We start from the raw sequence: 18442 nt of genomic DNA, 5'->3' as shown, positions 1-18442 counted from the left end.
GGGCGCAGAACGGCGCGAAGCCTGCAGCGCCCATGCCCGTCAACGCGGTCCAGCCCTTCGACATGGCCGACGTCACGCTGGCCGACAGCCCCTTCCTCCACGCGCAGAAGATGACCGAGGCGTATCTGATGCGCCTGCAACCCGACCGGATGCTGGCCAATTTCCGCACTAATGCCGGATTGAAGCCCAAGGCGCCGGTCTATGGCGGCTGGGAGTCGGAGGCGCAGTGGGCCGACATCAACTGCCATGGCCACACACTGGGCCATTATCTCTCAGCCTGCGCGCTGGCGTACCGCGCGACCAAGGACAAGCGCTACCGCCAGCGCATCGACTATATCGCGAACGAGCTGGCCGCGTGCCAGCAGGCGGCGGGCAGCGGATTGGTCTGCGCCTTTCCGAAGGGGGCGGCACTGGTCGCGGCGCATCTGCGCGGCGAACCGATCACCGGTGTGCCCTGGTACACGCTGCACAAGGTCTATGCGGGCCTGCGCGATGCGGTGCAGCTGGCGGGGAGCGAGGCGGCGCGGCCGGTGCTGATCCGGCTGGCCGATTGGGGCGTCGTCGCCACCAAGCCGCTGTCGGATGCGCAGTTCGAGACGATGCTGGAGACCGAATATGGCGGCATGAACGAAGTGTATGCCGATCTGTATTTCATGACCGGCAAGGACGACTATCGCCGCCTTGCCGAACGCTTCTCGCAAAAGGCGGTGATGAAGCCGCTGGGCCAGGGCCGCGACTATCTCGACGGGATGCACGCCAACACCCAGATCCCGAAGATCATCGGTTTCCAGCGCGTCTATGAGGCGAATGGCGACGATGCCTATCACAACGCCGCCGCCTTTTTCTGGCGCACGGTCGCGCATACCCGCGCCTTCGCCACCGGCGGCCACGGCGATGGCGAGCATTTCTTCGCCATGGCGGATTTCGACAAGCATGTGTTCTCGGCCAAGGGGTCGGAAACCTGCTGCCAGCACAACATGCTGAAGTTGACCCGCGCGCTGTTCCTGCGCGACCCGCAGGCGGACTATGCCGATTATTACGAGCGCACGCTCTACAACGGCATCCTCGCTTCGCAGGACCCGGACTCGGGCATGGCGACCTATTTCCAGGGTGCGCGGCCGGGCTACATGAAGCTGTACCACACGCCCGAGGACAGCTTCTGGTGCTGCACCGGTACGGGCATGGAAAATCATGTGAAGTATCGCGACTCGATCTACTTCCATGACGACCGTGCGCTGTACGTGAACCTGTTCATCCCCTCGACCGTGACCTGGGCCGACAAGGGGGCGTCGCTGACCCAGGCGACGAACTTCCCCGAGGCGGCGAACACCCAGTTTCGCTGGAAATTGCGCCAGCCGACCGAGCTGACCCTGAAGCTGCGCCACCCCAAATGGAGCCGCACCGCGACCCTGCTGGTCAACGGCGCGGAGGTGCAGCGTTCGGACAAGCCCGGCTGCTATGCCGAACTGACCCGGACATGGAAGACCGGCGACACGGTCGAATGGCGTATGGTCATGGAGCCCGCCGTCGAGAGCGCCCCCGCCACGCCCGAGATCGTCGCCTTCACCTATGGCCCGCTGGTGCTGGCGGGCGCGCTAGGCCGCGAGGGGCTGGCCCCGGGCGCGGACATCATCGTCAGCGAGCGGAAGTACGGCGAGTATAACGACACGCCGTTTCAGGCCCCGACGCTGTCGGGTGAGCCGGATGCCCTGGCAAAGACGATCAGCGCGACCGGCAAGCCGCTGGAGTTCACCATCCCGGCGGCGGACGGCCAGAAGGTGCGGCTCATCCCCTATCACCAGATCGCGCATCAGCGTTATGCGACCTATTGGAAGCTGGCTTGAGTTCCTTAGCTCCCCGGTGCGAACCGGGGAGCTAGCGGCTCTGCCACTTTAAGAAGCATTATCTTATGGCCCGTCAGGCGTAGGCCATTCAGGCCGCTTCAGTTCTTCGCCAGCGAGCATCTGTCGGGCAAATTCGAGCCTGTCGGTGAGGAATGCTACTAGCACATCTCGTTCATCTTCGGTCGCCTCGCGATTTCCGAGATCGTTGGCCGTATTTTCAATCACAAATCGCGCGGCAACGAGAGTTCCATTCATGGCGACAAGATAGCGCGCCAAGGACCGGCTACCCTGATCGTCCAATTCATAAACCGGAAAGCGTCCAATTTCGTCGATGATCCCACCGAAAGAGAGGGCGGCTGCGCGAAGAGTAAGTGATGTCGGCAAAAAATTCGGCGTCGTTCTGTGATAGCTCTCCAAGACCTCATACCCATGCGAGAGCAGTCGAGCCGCAGCTTTTCGGAGCTGGCGTTTGCGATGCCAAATCGGCATGAAAGCCGTGAAATACGTGACTAGCAAAGCCAGAACGGCACCAGCAAATTGTGCCCAGCCTGCGAGTTTGTCGTGGCTCTGCAGCCACAACAGAAATTCACGCATCTTGATTGCCTCCCTGACTCGCCATGTTTGGTCAAGCATCGAGCAGAAGACAATTTGAAAAGAAAACCGCAGGCCAATTTCAGCTGGCAATTAGGTCTCTGGAAAGATGGTGGGCGATGACGGGCTCGAACCGCCGACATTCTCGGTGTAAACGAGACGCTCTACCAACTGAGCTAATCGCCCCCTCTCGGGAAGGCCGCCTAATGCCGATGCGGTCCGCATCTGGCAAGTCGCTTTTATGCCTCCAACCCATCTGGTTCGTTTGTTGGATACAAACCCCACCGCCATGGGTACATAACGGGAACATCGAGGGGCGGATGCGACCGGGGGAGCGGTCGGGTTCGCGCTCGGTGTTTCGGGGGGAGTGGGGATGGCCGGAACGGGGGAGGGCGCGCGGTGGACGCTGGCGCGGCGACGGCAATTCCTGGCGGCGCTGGCGGTCAGCGCCGATGCAGGCGCGGCGGCACGGGCGGTAGGAGAGACGCTGCGGGCTGCACGCGCCTTGCGGGGGCGCGACCGGGCCTTTGGCGAGGCCTGGGACACGGCGATCGGCGCAGCACACGCGCTGGTCGAGGAAGGGCTGCTGCGCCGGATGCTGACCCTGTTGGCGGCTGAGGACGGGGAGGAGGGCGGAGAGGCCGGTGCGGGGACCACCGGCCTCTCCATCACCCCGCCGCTCGGCGCCACCGAGGTGCAATTCTATCTGAAGCTGCTCGCACGCCGCGATGCGCTGGCCAAGGCCGGTGACGGCGCGAGCGAAGCGGCACGGGCCGACGCGGCGGAAACCGATGCGGCGCTGGAACGCGCGCTCGATGGGCTGGCGCGGCGGCGGTTGAAGGGGATGGCGTGATGGCGGGACAAGATGCGGCAACGCGGCTCGCCACGCTGGCGATGCTGGAGCCGGGTGTGCGCGAACAAGCGCTGGCCGTGCTGACGGCCGCCCAGAAGCGCGAACTGGTCGAGCGATGGGAATTATGGGCGCATGACGGACAGGTGGCGCCGCCGGGCGACTGGCGGGTCTGGCTGATCCGCGCCGGGCGCGGGTTCGGCAAGACGCGTGCGGGGGCGGAGTGGGTGAGTGCGCTCGCCCGCGAGCATCCGGGGGCACGGATCGCGCTGATGGGCGCGACCTTGCGCGATGTCGAGCGGGTGATGGTGCGCGGCGAAAGCGGGCTGCTGGCGGTGGCGCGGAAAGGTGAAGCGCCCAAATGGATCGGAAGCCTGGGCCAGGTGCATTTCGCGTCGGGCGCGATCGGCTTCGCCTATTCGGCCGCCGCGCCCGAGGCTTTGCGCGGACCGCAGCATCATGCGGCGTGGTGCGACGAACTGGGCAAATGGAAGGGGGAGGCCGGATGGGACAATCTGATGATGACGCTCCGGCTGGGCGAGCGGCCGCGCGTGCTGGTCACGACCACGCCGCGCGCGACGCCCTTGATGCGCAAGGTCATGGCGCTGCCCGATTGCGTGGAGACGATCGGGCGGACCAGCGACAACGCGCATCTGCCCGACAGCTTCCAGGACGCGATGCTGGCGCAATATGGCGACACGCGGCTGGGGCGGCAGGAACTGGACGGCGAGATGATCGACGACCGCGAGGGGGCCTTGTGGCCCCGCGCACTGCTCGACCGGCAGCGGGCCAAGACGGTGCCCGCGCTCGACCGGGTCGTGGTCGGCGTCGATCCGCCCGCGACGAGCAGCGGCGATGCCTGCGGGATCGTGGCGGTCGGGCTGGGGCGCGACGGGCATGGCTATGTGCTGGAGGACGCCAGCGAGGCCGGGCTTTCGCCGGAGGGCTGGGCCGCGCGGGTGGCGGGCTGTGCCCGGCGTAACCGCGCGGACCGGGTGGTGGCCGAGCGCAACCAGGGTGGCGACATGGTGGAAAGCGTGCTGCGGCTCGCTGATCCGACCCTGCCGGTGCATCTGGTGTACGCCTCGATCGGAAAGGCGGCGCGGGCGGAGCCGGTGTCCTTTCTCTATGCGCAAGGTAGGGTATGGCATTCGCGAGGCTTCCCCGCGCTGGAGGATGAGCTGTGCGGGCTGGGGGTGGCGGGGGCCTATGACGGGCCTGGCCGCTCGCCGGACCGGGCGGATGCGCTGGTCTGGGCACTGACCGAGCTGATGCTGTCCGGGCGCGGGGCCCCGGGGATACGGAATTTGTGAGGACGCCTTTTCCTCCCCTGCAAGGGGAGGTGGCAGGGCGAAGCCCTGACGGAGGGGTGTCCAGGTCGGAGAGGTTGGGCTGTCCTCGCGGGCAGTGACACCCCTCCACCATCCTACGGATGGTCCCCCTCCCCTTGCAGGGGAGGAATGTTTTTCGAGGAGTTCGATCATGAGGATGTTCGGTCGCAAGACCGGGCGGGGGGCCGCGCGTCCTTTGCTCGGGCTGGGGTTGGCGCGGTCCGGCGTGCCTTTGACGGGGGCGGCGCCCTCTTACGAGACGCAGGTCCGCGAGGGTTACTTACGCAATCCGGTGGCGCAGCGGGCGGTGCGGATGGTGGCGGGCGGGCTGGCCGATGCGCCGCTGACCGCCTCGCACTCCGAGCTGATCGCGCTGGTCGCAGCGCGCAGCGAGGGGCAGGCGCTGCTGGAGACGGTCGCGACGCACATGCTGCTGCACGGCAACGCCTATGTGCAGATCCTGCGCGATGCCGAGGGCGAGGTAGCCGAGCTGTTCGCGCTGCGCCCCGAGCGGGTGACGATGGAGCTGGACGCGAGCGGCTGGCCCGCCGCCTATCTCTACCGCGCGGGCGGTCGCGTGACGACCTTGCCGGTCGATCCGGTGAAGCCGTCGGTGGTGCATCTGAAAAGCTGCCACCCGCTCGACGATCATTACGGGCTGGGCTGTCTGGGCGCGGCGGCGGGGGCGATCGCGATTCACAATGCGGCGGCGGCCTGGAACCGCGCGCTGCTCGACAATGCGGCGCGGCCTTCGGGGGCCTTGGTCTATGATCCGGGTGACGGTTCGACCCTGACCCCGGACCAGTTCGAGCGGCTGCGCGCCGAGATGGAGGGCTTTGCGGGCAGCGGCAATGCGGGGCGTCCGCTGCTGCTGGAGGGCGGGCTGAAGTGGCAGGCGCTGAGCCTGACTCCGGCCGAGCTGGACTTCATCGCGGCCAAGTCGTCGGCGGCGCGTGAGATCGCGCTGGCGTTCGGGGTGCCGCCGATGCTGCTCGGCCTGCCCGGCGACAACACCTATGCCAATTATCGCGAGGCGAACCGTGCGCTGTGGCGGCAGGCGATCCTGCCGCTGGCGGGCGGAATCCTGAGCGGCCTGTCGCAGGGACTGGCGGGCTGGTTCGAGGGAGCGAGCCTGTCGGTCGACATCAACCGCGTCACCGCGCTGGCCGAGGAACGCCAGATGCTTTGGGCCATGGCGGCAAGCGCCGACTTCCTCGATCCGGCGGAGAAGCGCCAAATGATCGGCCTGTCATGAGCGGGGACGTTCTGGCGCGGCTGTTGGCGCAGGCGGCGGACAGCGGTGCGGACCTGGTGACGCTGCGCGCCGTGGCGGAGGAGGCGGGTGAGCTGGGCGCGACGCGTGCGCTCACCCGATTGGGCCTCGCCGATGCCGACGCCGCGGGCGATGTCGCCGAACTGCGCGAGCTGCTGAGCGCGTGGCGCGAGGCCAAGTCGTCGGTGTGGAAGAGCGCGGTCGGCTGGCTGACCCGACTGCTGGGCGCGCTGCTGCTCGCGGGGATCGCGATGCGGCTGGGGATGGAGGACTGGCTGAAATGAGCCTTTCCTTCACCGGCTATGCCGCGATCTGGGACCGGATGGACCGGGCGGGTGACGTCATGCGGCGCGGCGCCTTTGCCGGTGCCGACCGGGTTCCGCTGCTCTGGCAGCATCGCGGCGAGGCGATGGGGCGCATCACCGCGCTGGCGGAGGACGATACGGGCCTGGCGGTCGAGGGCGCGGTCGACGACCCCGCGCTGGCCGCGATGGTGCGGGCGGGTGCGGTGGCGGGCCTGTCGGTCGGTTATCGCCCGCGTGTCATTCATCAGGGGGCGGCCCGCGCGATCCTGTCGGCCGAGCTGCTCGAAATCAGTCTGGTGACGGTGCCGATGCAGCCGCTCGCCCGCGTCACTCGGATTTTTACCAAGGGGGAATGATATGGACATGATCGAACGGCCCGTGCTGGACGGGGCGCGCAAGACCGGCGGCGCTTTCGACGGCTATGTGCGCAGCGGCACCACCGTCGAGCTGAAGGCCTTTACCGGCACCACCGGCGACAGCGGCGGCTTCGCCGTGCCGCGCGAGATCGATGCGGCGATCGGATCGGTGCTGCGCAACGTCTCGCCGATTCGCGGCATCGCCAATGTCGTGACGGTCGGCTCGGCGGGCTATCGCAAGCTGGTGACCACCGGGGGCACGCCGTCGGGCTGGGCGAGCGAGACGGCGGCGCGGCCCGAAACGGCGACGCCCAGCTTCGTCGAACTCGCGCCGCCGATGGGCGAGCTCTACGCCAATCCTTCGGCCAGCCAGGCGATGCTGGACGACGCGGCCTTCGATGTCGAAGGCTGGCTGGCCAGCGAGATCGCGACCGAGTTCGGCCGCGCGGAAGGACAGGCCTTCGTCAGCGGATCGGGGGTGAACCGGCCGAAGGGCTTCCTGACCAACCCCGTCTCGACCGCCAAGGACGGGGTGCGTCCGTTCGGCACGCTGCAATATCTGGCGAGTGGCGGGCAGGGCACGTTCGGCGCCAAGCCGGAGGAGCGGCTGCTTGATCTGGTCCAGCTGCTGCGTGCGCCGTACCGCCAGGGGGCGTGTTTCGTGATGAACGCCGCGACCTCGACCAACATCCGCAAGATGAAGACGTCGGACGGCCAGTTTCTATGGGCGCCGGGGCTTGCGGCCGGGCAGCCCGCGACGCTGCTCGGCTATCCGGTGATCGAGGCGGAGGACATGCCCGACATCGCGCAGGACGCCTGTGCCATCGCCTTCGGCAATTTCCAGGCGGGGTATCTCATCACCGAGCGCGCCGAGACCGCGATCCTGCGCGATCCGTACAGCAACAAGCCGTTCGTCACCTTCTACGCCACGCGGCGAGTCGGCGGCTGTGTCAGCGACTCGGAGGCGATCAAGCTGATGAAGTTCGCGACGGCCTAAGTCCCTGAAAAATCGGGGCAGCCGACAAAGGGCTGCCCCGTAGTTCAGGGAGGATGCCGAACCGGCCGGGGGGCGCGGGGTCGGCATGGCCGGTGCCCAAGGGGGAGGCGGGCAGCGGCTGTCCGACTCTCTGCGCGCCAACTGTGACGCCCGTGTGTCGAGCCTGTCGCAACTTGTATCGGTGAAGGAGAATTCATGATGAGCGGGACGAAGGAGGCCATGCCCCTTGCGACCGTGACGGTGGCGGCGGGCGCGGTGCGCGCATTGCTGCGGCTGGAAGAGGGCAATGAAGCGGCGCTGGTCGAGCGCGTCGCGGGTGTCGCACTGGGGCTGGCCGAATCCTTTTGCGGGCAGATGCTGATTCGACGACTCGTCGAGGAGCCGATGCTGGGATCGGTGGCGTGGCAGGCGCTGGCGGTGACGCCGGTCGTGACGATCCTGTCCGGCGGGGAAAACGCGATCGACCGGGACGGGCGCGGCTGGGTTCGCACGCGGGAGGCCGCGACGGTGCGCTATCGTGCAGGCCTGGCCGAGGCTTGGGACAGCCTGCCGCCCGAGATCGCACATGGCGTGGCGATCATGGGGGCGCATCTGTTCGACAATCGCGATGCCGCCGCCGTGCCGCCCGCCGCCGTTGCCGCACTCTGGCGGCCCTACCGGCGGATGCGGCTCGACGGGTCGAGGCGGGCATGACCGCGCGGGAGGCGTTGCGCGTCGGGTTGATGACCGCGCTCCGCCCCGCGCTGACGCCGCTGGGGGTGGCGCTGTTCGATGCGGTGCCGGTGCGGGCGAGCGTGCCGCAAGCCGTGCTGGGCGAGCCGAGCGACAGCGATTGGGGCGCGGCGGGGATCGAGGGGCGCGAGCTGCGCGTCGCGCTGACCCTGACCGATGAGGGCGAGCAGCCCCGGCGGCTGCGCGCCTGCGTCCAGGCGGCGGAGGCGATCGGATTGGCGGAGATTTTGGCGGACGGCTGGCGGGTGGCGGGGCTGAGCGTGACGGCGACCCGCATGGGGAAGACGGGCGCACGCTGGACCGCGAGCGTCGAATGGCGCGCCCGGCTGTGGCGCATGGGACAATAGGGGGACGGGATATGGCAATCGAAAAGGGAAGCGCCTTTCTGCTCAAGATCGGCGACGGGGCCGAGCCGCCCGCCTTCGCGACGATGGCGGGACTGCGCACCACGCAGCTGTCGATCAATGGCGAGACGGTGGTAGTGACCAGCAAGGATTCGGGCGGCTGGCGCGAATTGCTGTCGGGGGCGGGCGTGCGGCATGTCAGCGTGGCGGGTGCGGGCGTCTTCACCGGATCGGCGGCGGAGGCGCGGATGCGCGGCCATGCGCTGGCGGGCACGATCGAGACCTATCGGCTGAGCTTCGAGAGCGGCGGGTCGATGACCGGGCGGTTCCTGGTCACGCGGCTGGATTACTCGGGCGATTTCGGCGGCGAGCGGACCTACACGCTGGCGCTGGAAAGCTCCGGCCCGGTGGTGTCGGCATGAGCGCGAATCCGATGCGCGGCGAGGCGAGCGTTCGGGTCGGCGGCAGCGAGCTGGTCGTACGGCCGAGCTTCCAGGCTCTGGTCGCGGCGGAGGGCGAACTGGGGCCGTTGTTCGAGCTGGTCGTGCGGGCGGGCGAGGGCAAACTCTCGCTGGGCGAGGCGGCGGCGCTGATCTGGCATTGCCTGCGCGAGGTGCCCGAGGGGCTGAGCCGCGAACAGCTGGGCGAGGCGCTGGTCGATCTGGGTCTGGCGGCGCTGGCGCCCGTGCTGCGGCAATTGCTGCGCCAGATACTGGGCGGCCAAGCATCGGACGGCCGATGACCTTTGCCGAGGCGGCGGCGCGGCTGGCGGGGATGACGGGCGCGGTGCTGGGCTGGTCGCCCGACCGTTTCTGGCGCGCCACCCCGGCCGAGCTTCAGGGAATCGTGGCGGCGATGACGGGCGGGGCGGAGGGTGGCGATCCGCCCTCGCCCGCCACCCTCGCCCGCTTGCGGGAGATGTATCCGGATGGATGAACAGGATTTTGCACCCCGCATCGATATGCGGGGCTTCATGGCGGACATGGGGTCGATGCGCGCCGAACTGTCGCGCGGGCTGGCCGACGCGGCGGAGATCGGCGCGCGATCGGTCGAGGGGGCGCTGCTGCGCGCCGCGCGGACCGGCAAGTTCGGCTTCGAGGAACTGAAGGCGACCGCGCTGTCGGTGCTCGACCAGATCGCGCGCCTGGCGCTGAAACAGGGCTTGGGCACACTCCACGATGGCGGGTTGCTCAGCCTGCTGGGCGGCCTCGCCTCGGGTCTGCCGGGGCGGGCGACCGGTGGGCCGGTATCGCCCGACCGCCCCTATCTGGTCGGTGAGCGCGGGCCGGAGGTGTTCCTGCCGACGAGCAGCGGACGGGTCGAGACGCTGCGCCCCGGTGGTTCCCCGCGCGACGTGCGGGTGGCGATCACGATCAACGCGGGGGCGGGCGAGGCGGCGGGCGTGCTGCAACGCTCCAGCCGACAGGTGGCGCGGGCGGTGCGCGCGGCGCTGGCGGAGGATTGAGCATCTTTCCTCCCCTGCAAGGGGAGGTGGCAGGGCGCAGCCCTGACGGAGGGGTGTCGCGGTGAGAGAGACGGTGGAGCCTCACCACTGGGGACACCCCTCCACCATGCTTCGCATGTGCGCGGGCGAGATGGTGCCCCCGGCACCATCTTGACGTGCCGGGGGCACGTCAAAGCTCGCGCACCCTCCCCTTGCAGGGGAGGAATTGAAGGAACGAAATCATGCAATGGTGCTTGCATAGCGAACGCCGCGACCAGCGGAGCGACACGTTGTCGCGCTTCGACCCGCGTTACTGGACGGTCGATTTTCCGCGCCCGATGATGGCAGCGGTGGTCGCGACCGCACCGGACGCGCTGCGGATCGACGCAGTATTCTATCGTGCCGACGATCTGGCGGGGCTGATCTGGGAATCGGCCGACCGGCACGACCATCCGCTGCTGCGCTACGACACGGTGCGCAATTATCGCGATTGCCGGTTGCGGTTCCGCTGGCGCTCGGGCGGGATCAAGCCGCTGGATGCGCGGCATGGGCCGACGTTGACCATTGAGGGGCGCGACGAGAGCGGCAAGGCCCGTGCCTGGTATGTCCGGCTGTGGAATTATGCGACCGGCACGCCGGAGGATGCGGAGGTCGTGATCGACTTCGCGGACCTAGCGGGCGGGTTCCGGTTTCCGGAGGATCGCGATCTCGTCTGGGCGGGCGATATCGACCGCATGTTCGTCTCTTTGGTCGCACCCGATTATGATGCGGGCGCGACCCTGCTGGCGCAGCCGCGCGAGGGCTGGGTGGAGCTGACGGGCATCGCCTGTGACGGACCGGGCGCGGTGATCGGGGTCGGGGCAGGCGTTATGCCCGAACAGGGGCTCCGCATCGCCAGCGGTTATGACGACAGCTATCACCTGACGCCGCAGCGTTTGCTGCGCAACATGCTGCACCTCGGCTATCGCGGCGGCATCGTCCATTATGTCGGCATGAGCCATTATTTCCGGCTCGAACGCAGCGGCGATGGTCTCTACGCCAGCCTCGCGGGCGGTGCGCTGAACGTGGCGAGTGCGGCATGGCATCGCGCTTTCGCCAGCGAGGCCAAGGCGCTGGGCTACGGCCTGATCTGGTCGTTGTCCTATGAGCTGTTCGACGCGCATTGCTGGGGCGACTGGAAACAGCGCTCTGCCGATGGCGCGCCTGCACTGACCGGATGGGAGCCGCCTTCGACCCTGCTCAGCCCGGCGCATGGCGGCGCGATGGCCTATCTGCAGGCGGTGGCGCGCGCGTTCCTGGCGATCGGCGAGGGGGCGGGGCTGGCGCCGCAATTCCAGGTCGGTGAGCCCTGGTGGTGGGTGCGCCCTTCGGACGGCGCGCCGTGCCTGTACGATGCGGCGGCGGTGGCGGCCTTCGCGCCGGTGCCGATGGCGAGCATGGCGGGGGCGAAGACGCAGGCGCAGCGCGAGACGCTTGACCGCGCGGGGGCGTGTCTGGCGGCGTCCACGGCGGCACTGTGCGCGGTCGCCAAGGCGGCGGCACCGGGCTGCGTCACCCATCTGCTCACCTATCTGCCGACCGTGCTCGACCCGCAGGCGCCAGAGGCCAAGCGCGCCAACATGCCGATCGGCTGGGCGAGCCCGGCCTTCGATGTGCTGCAGCTGGAGGATTATGACTGGGTGACGGCGGGCGACACCGCCTCGACCCGAAAGGGCGTCGCGCTGGCCAAGGCACGACTCGGCTATCCGCCTGCGCGCCAGCATTACCTGGCGGGCTTCGTGCTGCGGGGGGATCAGCGGGACCAATGGGGCCGCATCGCCGACGCGGCGCAGGTGGCGCGCGAGCGGGGCGTCGCCGCGACCTATGTGTGGGCGATGCCGCAGGTGATGCGCGATGGATTTGTGTGCTGGGAAGGGGAGGAGGACGAGGTGCAGGCTTTCGACGATGTGCTGTTCCCGCTGGCGCTGGGGCGCGAGGCGGAGGTGACGCCGGGCTTCTCGACCGCGATCCTGACCAGCGCGGGCGGGCGCGAGGCACGCAATGCGGCTTGGGCGGAGGCGCGGACGACCTATGATGTCGGACCCGGCATCCGCTCGGCCGAGGACATTGCCACGCTGCTCGGCTTTTTCCGGGCGCGGATGGGACCGGCGCGGGGCTTCCGCCTCCGCGATCCCTTCGACAGCATCGGCACCGACGAAGCGATCGGCATGGGCGACGGCACCACCCGCCGCTTCGCGCTGGCCCGCCATTATGGCGACCAGTCGCGCCGTATCACCCGGCCGGTGCCGGGCAGCGTGTCGGTGAAGGTCGCAGGCCGTGGCGTCACCGGCTTCGGGATGGAGCTGGGCGGCTGGCTGCTCTTCGACACCGCCCCTGCGGCGGGCGCGGCGATCACCGCCAGCTTCCTCTTCGACGTGCCCGTCCGCTTTGCCGAGGATCGGCTGAGCGCGACGCTGGCCGGGTTCCGCGCGGGCGCGGCGGCCTCGGTCCCACTGGTCGAGGTGCGGGAGGCATGAGCGCCGATACGCTGACGACATGGGTGCTGTGCTGGCGGATCGAGCGGCGCGACGGAGTGACGATCGGGCTGACGGGCCACGACCATGACCTGTGGATCGAGGGGCTGCGCTATCGCGCGGCGCCCGGCCTGACGCCCAGTGCGATCCTGCGCGGCGATGGCCTCGCCCCCGATCTGATGGAGGCATCGGGGGCGCTGACCAGCGCGGCGATCGGCGAGCGCGATCTGCTGAGCGGGCGTTCGGATGGGGCGAGCGTGGCGGCGATCGCGGTCGACTGGAGCGGCGAGAACGCCCCCGTGCCGCTGGGACAGGGAACGATCGGCGCGGTCCAACTGGGCGAGGGCGGCTTCACCGCCGAATTGCGCGGGGTGGCGGCATCGCTCGACCGGCCGGTGGCGGAGGAAACCTCGCCCGACTGCCGCGCCTCGCTGGGCGGCAAGCGGTGCCGCGTGGCGATGGCGGGGCGGCGGCGGTTCGTGCGGGTTGCGGCCTGGGACGGCGAAGTCGCGCTGACCGTCGACGCCACCGAGCCGGTCGCCAACGCCTATGGCCAGGGGCGGCTGATCTGGTTCGGCGGCGACAATGCCGGACTGGAGGCCATGGTGGCGCGGTCCGAGGGGAATCGGCTGTGGCTGTCCGCCGCGCCCGCCTTCGGAGTCGCGCCGGGCGCGCTGATCGAATTGGTCGAAGGGTGTGACAAGCGCCTCGAAACCTGTCTGTCGCGCTTCGGCAATGTCGTGAATTTTCGCGGCGAGCCGTTCCTGCCCGGCATCGACCTGCTCACCCGCTATCCCGGCGCATGAACGGCGTGGAGGCGGCGGCGCGGGCGCTGATCGGCGTGCGGTTCCGGCTGCACGGGCGCGACGCGGTGCATGGGCTGGATTGCGTCGGGCTGGTCGCGCTGGCGACGGGGCGGGATGCGCCGACCGGCTATGGCTGGCGCAGCGGCGACGAGGGGCGGGTGGCGGCGCTGCTCGATGCGGCATTCGAGCGCTGCGAGGATGAGCCGGGTGCGGTGCTGCTGATGCAGGCCGGGCCGGGGCAGCTGCATCTGGCGATCCGGGTGAGCGACGGGATCGTCCATGCCGATGCGGGGCTGCGCCGTGTCGCCTGGCGACCGGGCGTGCCGCCTTGGCCGGTGCTGGGATGTTGGAAGGGGGAGGGGTAATGGCGACCTTGGTCTTGGGCACGGTGGGACGTGCGCTGCTGGGGCCGGTGGGCGGCGCGATCGGCGCGCTGATCGGTAATCGGGTCGATCATGCGGTGCTGGGCCCGCCGCGCAGGCAAGGCCCGCGTCTGGCCGAACTGTCGGTGCAGACATCGACCTATGGCACGCAGATGCCCGCCGTCTTCGGCACGATGCGCGTCGCCGGGCCGGTGATCTGGGCGACCGATCTGGTCGAGGCACGGGGCGTGACCGGCGGCGGCAAGGGGCGGCCGGGTACGGAAAGCTACAGCTACTCCGCCAACTTCGCGGTCGCCTTGTCGGGGCGGGCGATCCGGCGGGTCGGGCGGATCTGGGCCGACGGCCGGTTGTTGCGCGGAAGCGCGGGGGACTTCAAGGTCACGACCGGTTTTCGCCTCCATCCCGGCACCGAAGACCAGACTGTCGACCCGCTGATCGCCTCGATCGAGGGCGCGCGGGCGTCGGCCTTTCGGGGCATCGCCTATGCAGTGTTCGAGGGGCTGGCACTGGCCGAGTTCGGCAACCGTATCCCGCAATTGACCTTCGAGGTGGAGGCCGATTCCGGTCCCGTCTCCTGCGACGGGATCGCGCAGGCGCTGTCGCCCGTGGTGCGGCCTGGCGATGCGGGGATGAGTGTGGCGGGCTTTGCGGCGAGCGGCGGCAGCGTGCGCGCGGTGCTGGAGATGCTGGCCGACATGAGCGGCGGACAATGGGTCGCCGAGGGCGCGGGCGTGCAGCTGGCGGTGCCGGGCAGCGGTGCTGGGCAGGTGATCCGTGACGAGGGCATGGGTGCGGACGGACCGGGCCGTCGCGGCACGCGCGCGATCGCCAGCGAGGCGCTGGTGCCCGCCAGCGTCACGGTCGCCCATTACGATCCGGCCCGCGATTATCAGATTGGGGTGCAGCGGGCGCGGCGTCCCGGCGGCGTGCGCGACGATCGGCTGGAGCTGGCCGCCGCGCTCGACGCCACGACCGCGCGCACGCTGGCGCAGGACCGGCTGGCGCGTCACGCGGCCGAGCGGGTGCGGCGTATCGTGACGCTCGGTCCCGAGGCGCTGACCGTCACGCCGGGCAGCATCGTGCGGATCGATGGCGAGGCGGGGCGCTGGCGTGTGACTGAGGCAGCGTGGGAGGCGATGGCGGTCCGGCTGACCTGCATGCCGCTGGGGCAGGGCGGGCCGATCCTGCCTGCCTCACCCGGCCGGATCGCGCGGGCGGCGGATCGGGTGATCGGCACGACCCGGCTGATCGCGTTCGAGGCACCACCGCTGACCGACGAACTGCTCTCGGCGCCGCGCCTGTCGGTGGTGGCGGCGGGCGGCCCGGGCTGGCGACAGGCGGAGCTGGCCTATAGCCTCGACGACGGGGCAAGCTGGACGGCGCTCGGCCCGACCGCGCTGCCCGGCATCATCGGCGTGGTCAGCGCGGTGACGCCCGGCGGCGGCAGCGCTCTGGTCGATCGTCGGGGAAGGTTCGACGTGCAACTGGCCGAGGATCTGGCGGATGCCGATGACGCCGCGCTGGATGCGGGCGCCAACCTCGCTTGGATCGACGGCGAGCTGATCCAGTTCGCCCAGGCGCAGCCGCTGGGCGATCGACATTGGCGGCTGAGCGGCTTGCGGCGCGGGCTTCGCGGGACCGAGGCGATGATGGGACAGGCCAAGCCCGGCGCATCCTTCGTCCTGATCGCGCCCGGTTCGGTGCGGACCGTGGACGTGCCGATCGCCATGCTGGGCCGCAGCGTCCGCGTCATGGCGCATGGCCTGGGTGACCCTGTCGAGGGTGTTCAGGCGGTGGCCGAGGTCACGGGCCTATCGGTCCTGCCGCCGTCGCCGGTCGGCTGGCGGTGCCGTCGCGGGGCAGAGGGGCGCGTGACGATCGGGTGGACGCGGCGGAGCCGGATCGGCTGGCGCTGGCTGGACCGGGTCGACGCGCCGCTGGGCGAAGAGGCGGAGCGCTATCGCATCGCGATCGGCGACCGGGTGGAGGACCTGACCGCCGCTGGCTGGAGCGGCGCGGCACCCGATGGAACGCGGGTGACCATCAGGCAGATCGGGACCTGGGGCGCTTCGGCGCCGCTGGTCGGAATCGTGGGAGAGGGCGCATGACGACGAACGATACGCCGCGCTGGACGCTGCCGCTGCTGGCGGCAGGCCAGGCACAAAAGGAAATGACGCATAACGAGGCGCTCAGCCTGCTCGACCTGATGGTGCATCCATGCGTCGAGTCGGTCGGACAGAATGTGCCGCCGGGCACTCCGTCGCCTGGTCAGGCGTGGATTGTCGGCAGTCAGCCGGGCGATGTCTGGACGGGCCGTGCCGGAATGCTGGCAGGCTGGACCGATGGCGGCTGGCGATTCCTGGTTCCCCGCGTAGGATTGTCCGTGTGGAGTCGGGCGGATGATTGCCGCTGCGAATGGGACGGAAATCAGTGGCGGCTGGGCAGGGTCGTGGCCCGGTTCCTGATGGTGGAGGGAAAAAAAGTTGTTGGCGCGCAACGACCTGGCATTGCGTCGCCTGCCGGCGGCCAAGTCGTTGATTCCGAAGCGCGATTGGCCCTGAATGCGGTAATCGCGGCGCTGGCGGATCATGGTCTTGTCGCCTCCGGCTGAACGAAAATCTGTGCTTTTAATGCCACAGTGGCGGGCTTTTGTTCGCTTGCGTGGAAACCAACGCTCCGATAGTGGGTTTGCGCTGTCCGTAGTGACAACCAAGAAAGGGGACTATGATGCGGAAGCTTGCCATTGTTCTGGCACTCGCCTCCACCGCTCTGGCTTCGCCTGCCCTCGCCCGCGACAAGTCGTGGTACGTCGGCATCGAAGGCGGCGGGATGATCGTCGAAGATATCGATTATGATATCACCGGCACGCGCACCGGCACCGCCACCGTCGACCATGACTATGGTTATGACGTTGACGGCGTGATGGGTTACGACTTCGGTGGTTTCCGTCTGGAAACCGAAGTCGGCTATCGTCGTGCGACGGTTGACGGCTTCAGCTCGACCACGCTGACCAACACCGGCATCGGTGCTGGCACCGTTCCGGCTGGCAGCTACAGCTACGCCGGTGGCTCGACCTCGGCGCTCAGCTTCATGCTGAACGGCTTGCTCGACTTCGGTGCCGACGACGGCATCCAGGGCTTCGTCGGCGGCGGTGTCGGTGTGGCTCGCGTCAAGGCGAACTACGCGCTCAACAACCGTGCTGACTTCCTGAACGACTCGGACACCGTGTTCGCGTGGCAGGCTCTGGCGGGCATCCGTGCACCGCTGACCGACCACATCGACGCGACGCTGAAGTATCGCTTCTTCAACGCCGAGAACGTCAAGCTGGTCGACGTCGCCAACAACACGCATGACGGCCGCTTCCGGTCGCACTCGCTGCTGGGTGGCGTGGCGTACAACTTCGGTGAGCCGGCTGCTCCGCCGCCTCCGCCGCCGCCCCCGCCGCCCCCGCCGCCTCCTCCCCCGCCGCCCCCGCCGCCGGCTCCCGAGGCCGTGCCGTGCTCGCCGGGTCCGTTCATCGTGTTCTTCGAGTGGAACAAGTCGGACATCACCCCGGAAGCAGCGTCGATCCTCGACAACGCGATCACCCAGTACCAGAGCTGCGGCAATGCCCGCGTGATGGTTGCAGGCTTCACCGACACGTCGGGTACGCCGAAGTACAACATGGGTCTGTCGCAGCGTCGTGCCGACGCGGTGAAGGCGTACATGACCTCGCACTCGATCCCCGATGGCTCGATCGCCACGGAAGCCTTCGGCGAACAGCGCGACAAGCTGCGCGTTCAGACCGCCGACGGCGTCCGCGAGGTCCAGAACCGTCGCGTCGAAATCACCTACGGTCCGGGCGCTGGCCAGTAAGCCACGCTCAACCAAGGTTGATTGCGAAAAGAGGGAGGTCGGCGAAAGCCGGCCTCCTTTTTTATGGGCTTATGGCGCGAGGGGTGAACTGCCCGTGCCGATCCCGTTGGCCTTTCCTGCCAACAGGCGGGGGGATTGGATCATCCTGTGCGGCACCGAGAACCGCAAGCCGATGCGGTGCGACCGACACCCGATCCCGGTGTGAGCATCCATGAAAGGCGATTCATCCTTTCTTCGTCTCTGCTCCCTATGGACTGGCCTTTCCAATGGGGAATGCAGCAGGGGAACTGCCATGGGGCGGTCCGGGTCGGGCTATAAAAATCGCGAAGCGCGCCGACAGGTTCTGATCCCCTGTCGCATCAAGTCCGTCCGGGGCTGGGGCGATGCGTGCATCCACAACATCTCGTCGCGCGGCATGATGATCGCTTGTGACGATCCGCTCGCGCCGGGCGAATATCTCGATCTGCGACGCGGTAGCCAAGTGGTGATCGGGCGCGTCGTCTGGCGGCGCGATCGCTTTTCTGGCGTTCGGACCCAGGATGTCATCAGCGCCGAAGCAATGATCAACGAACCTCGTCTGGAGGCCAAGCCGAACGGCTCGCGTCGTAGCGAGGAACGCTGCGTCACGCGTCAGGGCATGGCAGGGGAGATCGACGCCGCCCGCCGGATGGAACGCAGCCGTTCGCTATCCCAGGCGATGCAGTTCGGCGCGCTCGGCATTTTCGGACTGGTCGCCGCCGTCACGATCGCGACCCAGATCGGCCATGTGCTCGCCGCACCGACGGCCAGGATCGCCCGGGCCCTGTCGCAATAGGTCG

The 18442-nt window shown here is 68.8% G+C and carries 21 protein-coding genes and 1 tRNA gene; 20 read left to right on the top strand and 2 right to left on the bottom strand.

From position 1 onward, the window contains the following. Window positions 1–32 precede the first annotated feature (32 nt). Window positions 33–1844, top strand: a complete 1812-nt coding sequence (locus tag KV697_RS09550) for a glycoside hydrolase family 127 protein (RefSeq protein WP_374011411.1) — start codon at window positions 33–35, stop codon at window positions 1842–1844. 63 nt (window positions 1845–1907) lie between these two features. Here the strand turns inward: KV697_RS09550 and KV697_RS09545 are convergent, their stop codons facing one another. Continuing rightward, a complete protein-coding gene (locus KV697_RS09545; RefSeq protein WP_219021062.1) occupies window positions 1908–2438 on the bottom strand; it encodes a hypothetical protein in 531 nt (176 codons plus the stop codon). Between the two features lie 107 nt (window positions 2439–2545). Then, a tRNA-Val gene (locus KV697_RS09540) sits at window positions 2546–2621 on the bottom strand. Window positions 2622–2808: 187 nt separating this feature from the next. Between KV697_RS09540 and KV697_RS09535 the strand changes: the two genes are divergently transcribed. From KV697_RS09535 to KV697_RS09445, 19 genes are all read left to right on the top strand, one after another. Continuing rightward, window positions 2809–3288 carry a hypothetical protein gene (locus KV697_RS09535; RefSeq protein ID WP_219021061.1) on the top strand — a complete coding sequence of 160 codons (480 nt, stop codon included), beginning with the start codon at window positions 2809–2811 and terminating at the stop codon, window positions 3286–3288. Then, window positions 3288–4598 carry a DNA-packaging protein gene (locus KV697_RS09530; protein WP_219021060.1) on the top strand — a complete coding sequence of 437 codons (1311 nt, stop codon included), beginning with the start codon at window positions 3288–3290 and terminating at the stop codon, window positions 4596–4598. Before KV697_RS09535 ends, KV697_RS09530 begins: the two co-directional genes overlap by 1 nt. A 169-nt stretch (window positions 4599–4767) precedes the next feature. Beyond that, a complete protein-coding gene (locus tag KV697_RS09525) occupies window positions 4768–5871 on the top strand; it encodes a phage portal protein (protein ID WP_219021059.1) in 1104 nt (367 codons plus the stop codon). Beyond that, the gene (locus KV697_RS09520) at window positions 5868–6173 is read left to right on the top strand and encodes a DUF6127 family protein (RefSeq protein ID WP_219021058.1); all 306 of its coding nucleotides are present in this window, start codon (window positions 5868–5870) and stop codon (window positions 6171–6173) included. Before KV697_RS09525 ends, KV697_RS09520 begins: the two co-directional genes overlap by 4 nt. Further along, on the top strand, window positions 6170–6550 hold the full coding sequence (locus KV697_RS09515) for an HK97 family phage prohead protease (protein ID WP_219021057.1): 381 nt from the start codon (window positions 6170–6172) through the stop codon (window positions 6548–6550). Before KV697_RS09520 ends, KV697_RS09515 begins: the two co-directional genes overlap by 4 nt. A 1-nt stretch (window position 6551) precedes the next feature. Then, window positions 6552–7547, top strand: coding sequence for a phage major capsid protein (locus KV697_RS09510; RefSeq protein ID WP_219021056.1), 996 nt, complete (start codon window positions 6552–6554; stop codon window positions 7545–7547). A gap of 198 nt (window positions 7548–7745) precedes the next feature. Next, on the top strand, window positions 7746–8240 hold the full coding sequence (locus tag KV697_RS09505) for a hypothetical protein (protein ID WP_257575792.1): 495 nt from the start codon (window positions 7746–7748) through the stop codon (window positions 8238–8240). Continuing rightward, the gene (gene gp17 / locus KV697_RS09500) at window positions 8237–8626 is read left to right on the top strand and encodes a tail completion protein gp17 (protein ID WP_219021055.1); all 390 of its coding nucleotides are present in this window, start codon (window positions 8237–8239) and stop codon (window positions 8624–8626) included. The genes KV697_RS09505 and gp17 overlap by 4 nt, the downstream gene beginning before the upstream one ends. A gap of 11 nt (window positions 8627–8637) precedes the next feature. Continuing rightward, window positions 8638–9045: a phage major tail protein, TP901-1 family gene (locus KV697_RS09495; protein ID WP_076714791.1), complete on the top strand. Its 408-nt coding sequence runs from the start codon at window positions 8638–8640 to the stop codon at window positions 9043–9045. Beyond that, entirely contained in the window at window positions 9042–9365 is a 324-nt protein-coding gene (locus KV697_RS09490; protein ID WP_219021054.1) for a gene transfer agent family protein, read from the top strand. Before KV697_RS09495 ends, KV697_RS09490 begins: the two co-directional genes overlap by 4 nt. Further along, the gene (locus KV697_RS09485; RefSeq protein ID WP_219021053.1) at window positions 9362–9559 is read left to right on the top strand and encodes a phage tail assembly chaperone; all 198 of its coding nucleotides are present in this window, start codon (window positions 9362–9364) and stop codon (window positions 9557–9559) included. Before KV697_RS09490 ends, KV697_RS09485 begins: the two co-directional genes overlap by 4 nt. Beyond that, a complete protein-coding gene (locus KV697_RS09480) occupies window positions 9552–10088 on the top strand; it encodes a tail tape measure protein (protein WP_219021052.1) in 537 nt (178 codons plus the stop codon). The genes KV697_RS09485 and KV697_RS09480 overlap by 8 nt, the downstream gene beginning before the upstream one ends. 221 nt (window positions 10089–10309) lie before the next feature. Continuing rightward, on the top strand, window positions 10310–12583 hold the full coding sequence (locus KV697_RS09475) for a DUF2460 domain-containing protein (protein ID WP_219021051.1): 2274 nt from the start codon (window positions 10310–10312) through the stop codon (window positions 12581–12583). Beyond that, window positions 12580–13386: a DUF2163 domain-containing protein gene (locus KV697_RS09470; protein WP_219021050.1), complete on the top strand. Its 807-nt coding sequence runs from the start codon at window positions 12580–12582 to the stop codon at window positions 13384–13386. Before KV697_RS09475 ends, KV697_RS09470 begins: the two co-directional genes overlap by 4 nt. After that, window positions 13383–13751 (top strand): peptidoglycan endopeptidase, encoded by a 369-nt coding sequence (locus tag KV697_RS09465; protein WP_219021049.1) that lies wholly within the window; start codon window positions 13383–13385, stop codon window positions 13749–13751. Before KV697_RS09470 ends, KV697_RS09465 begins: the two co-directional genes overlap by 4 nt. Next, window positions 13751–15877, top strand: a complete 2127-nt coding sequence (locus KV697_RS09460) for a phage tail protein (RefSeq protein WP_219021048.1) — start codon at window positions 13751–13753, stop codon at window positions 15875–15877. The genes KV697_RS09465 and KV697_RS09460 overlap by 1 nt, the downstream gene beginning before the upstream one ends. After that, on the top strand, window positions 15874–16380 hold the full coding sequence (locus KV697_RS09455) for a DUF2793 domain-containing protein (protein WP_219021047.1): 507 nt from the start codon (window positions 15874–15876) through the stop codon (window positions 16378–16380). Before KV697_RS09460 ends, KV697_RS09455 begins: the two co-directional genes overlap by 4 nt. 116 nt (window positions 16381–16496) lie before the next feature. Then, the gene (locus tag KV697_RS09450) at window positions 16497–17624 is read left to right on the top strand and encodes an OmpA family protein (protein ID WP_219021046.1); all 1128 of its coding nucleotides are present in this window, start codon (window positions 16497–16499) and stop codon (window positions 17622–17624) included. A 292-nt stretch (window positions 17625–17916) separates the two neighbouring features. Next, the gene (locus KV697_RS09445) at window positions 17917–18438 is read left to right on the top strand and encodes a PilZ domain-containing protein (protein WP_219021045.1); all 522 of its coding nucleotides are present in this window, start codon (window positions 17917–17919) and stop codon (window positions 18436–18438) included. The last annotated feature ends 4 nt before the right edge of the window (window positions 18439–18442 follow it).

It is taken from the genome of Sphingomonas sanguinis (assembly GCF_019297835.1).
GTDB classification, from domain to species: domain Bacteria; phylum Pseudomonadota; class Alphaproteobacteria; order Sphingomonadales; family Sphingomonadaceae; genus Sphingomonas; species Sphingomonas sanguinis_D.
Note: the sequence above shows the minus strand (reverse complement) of the source record. Positions and strands in the feature narration are given on the sequence as shown.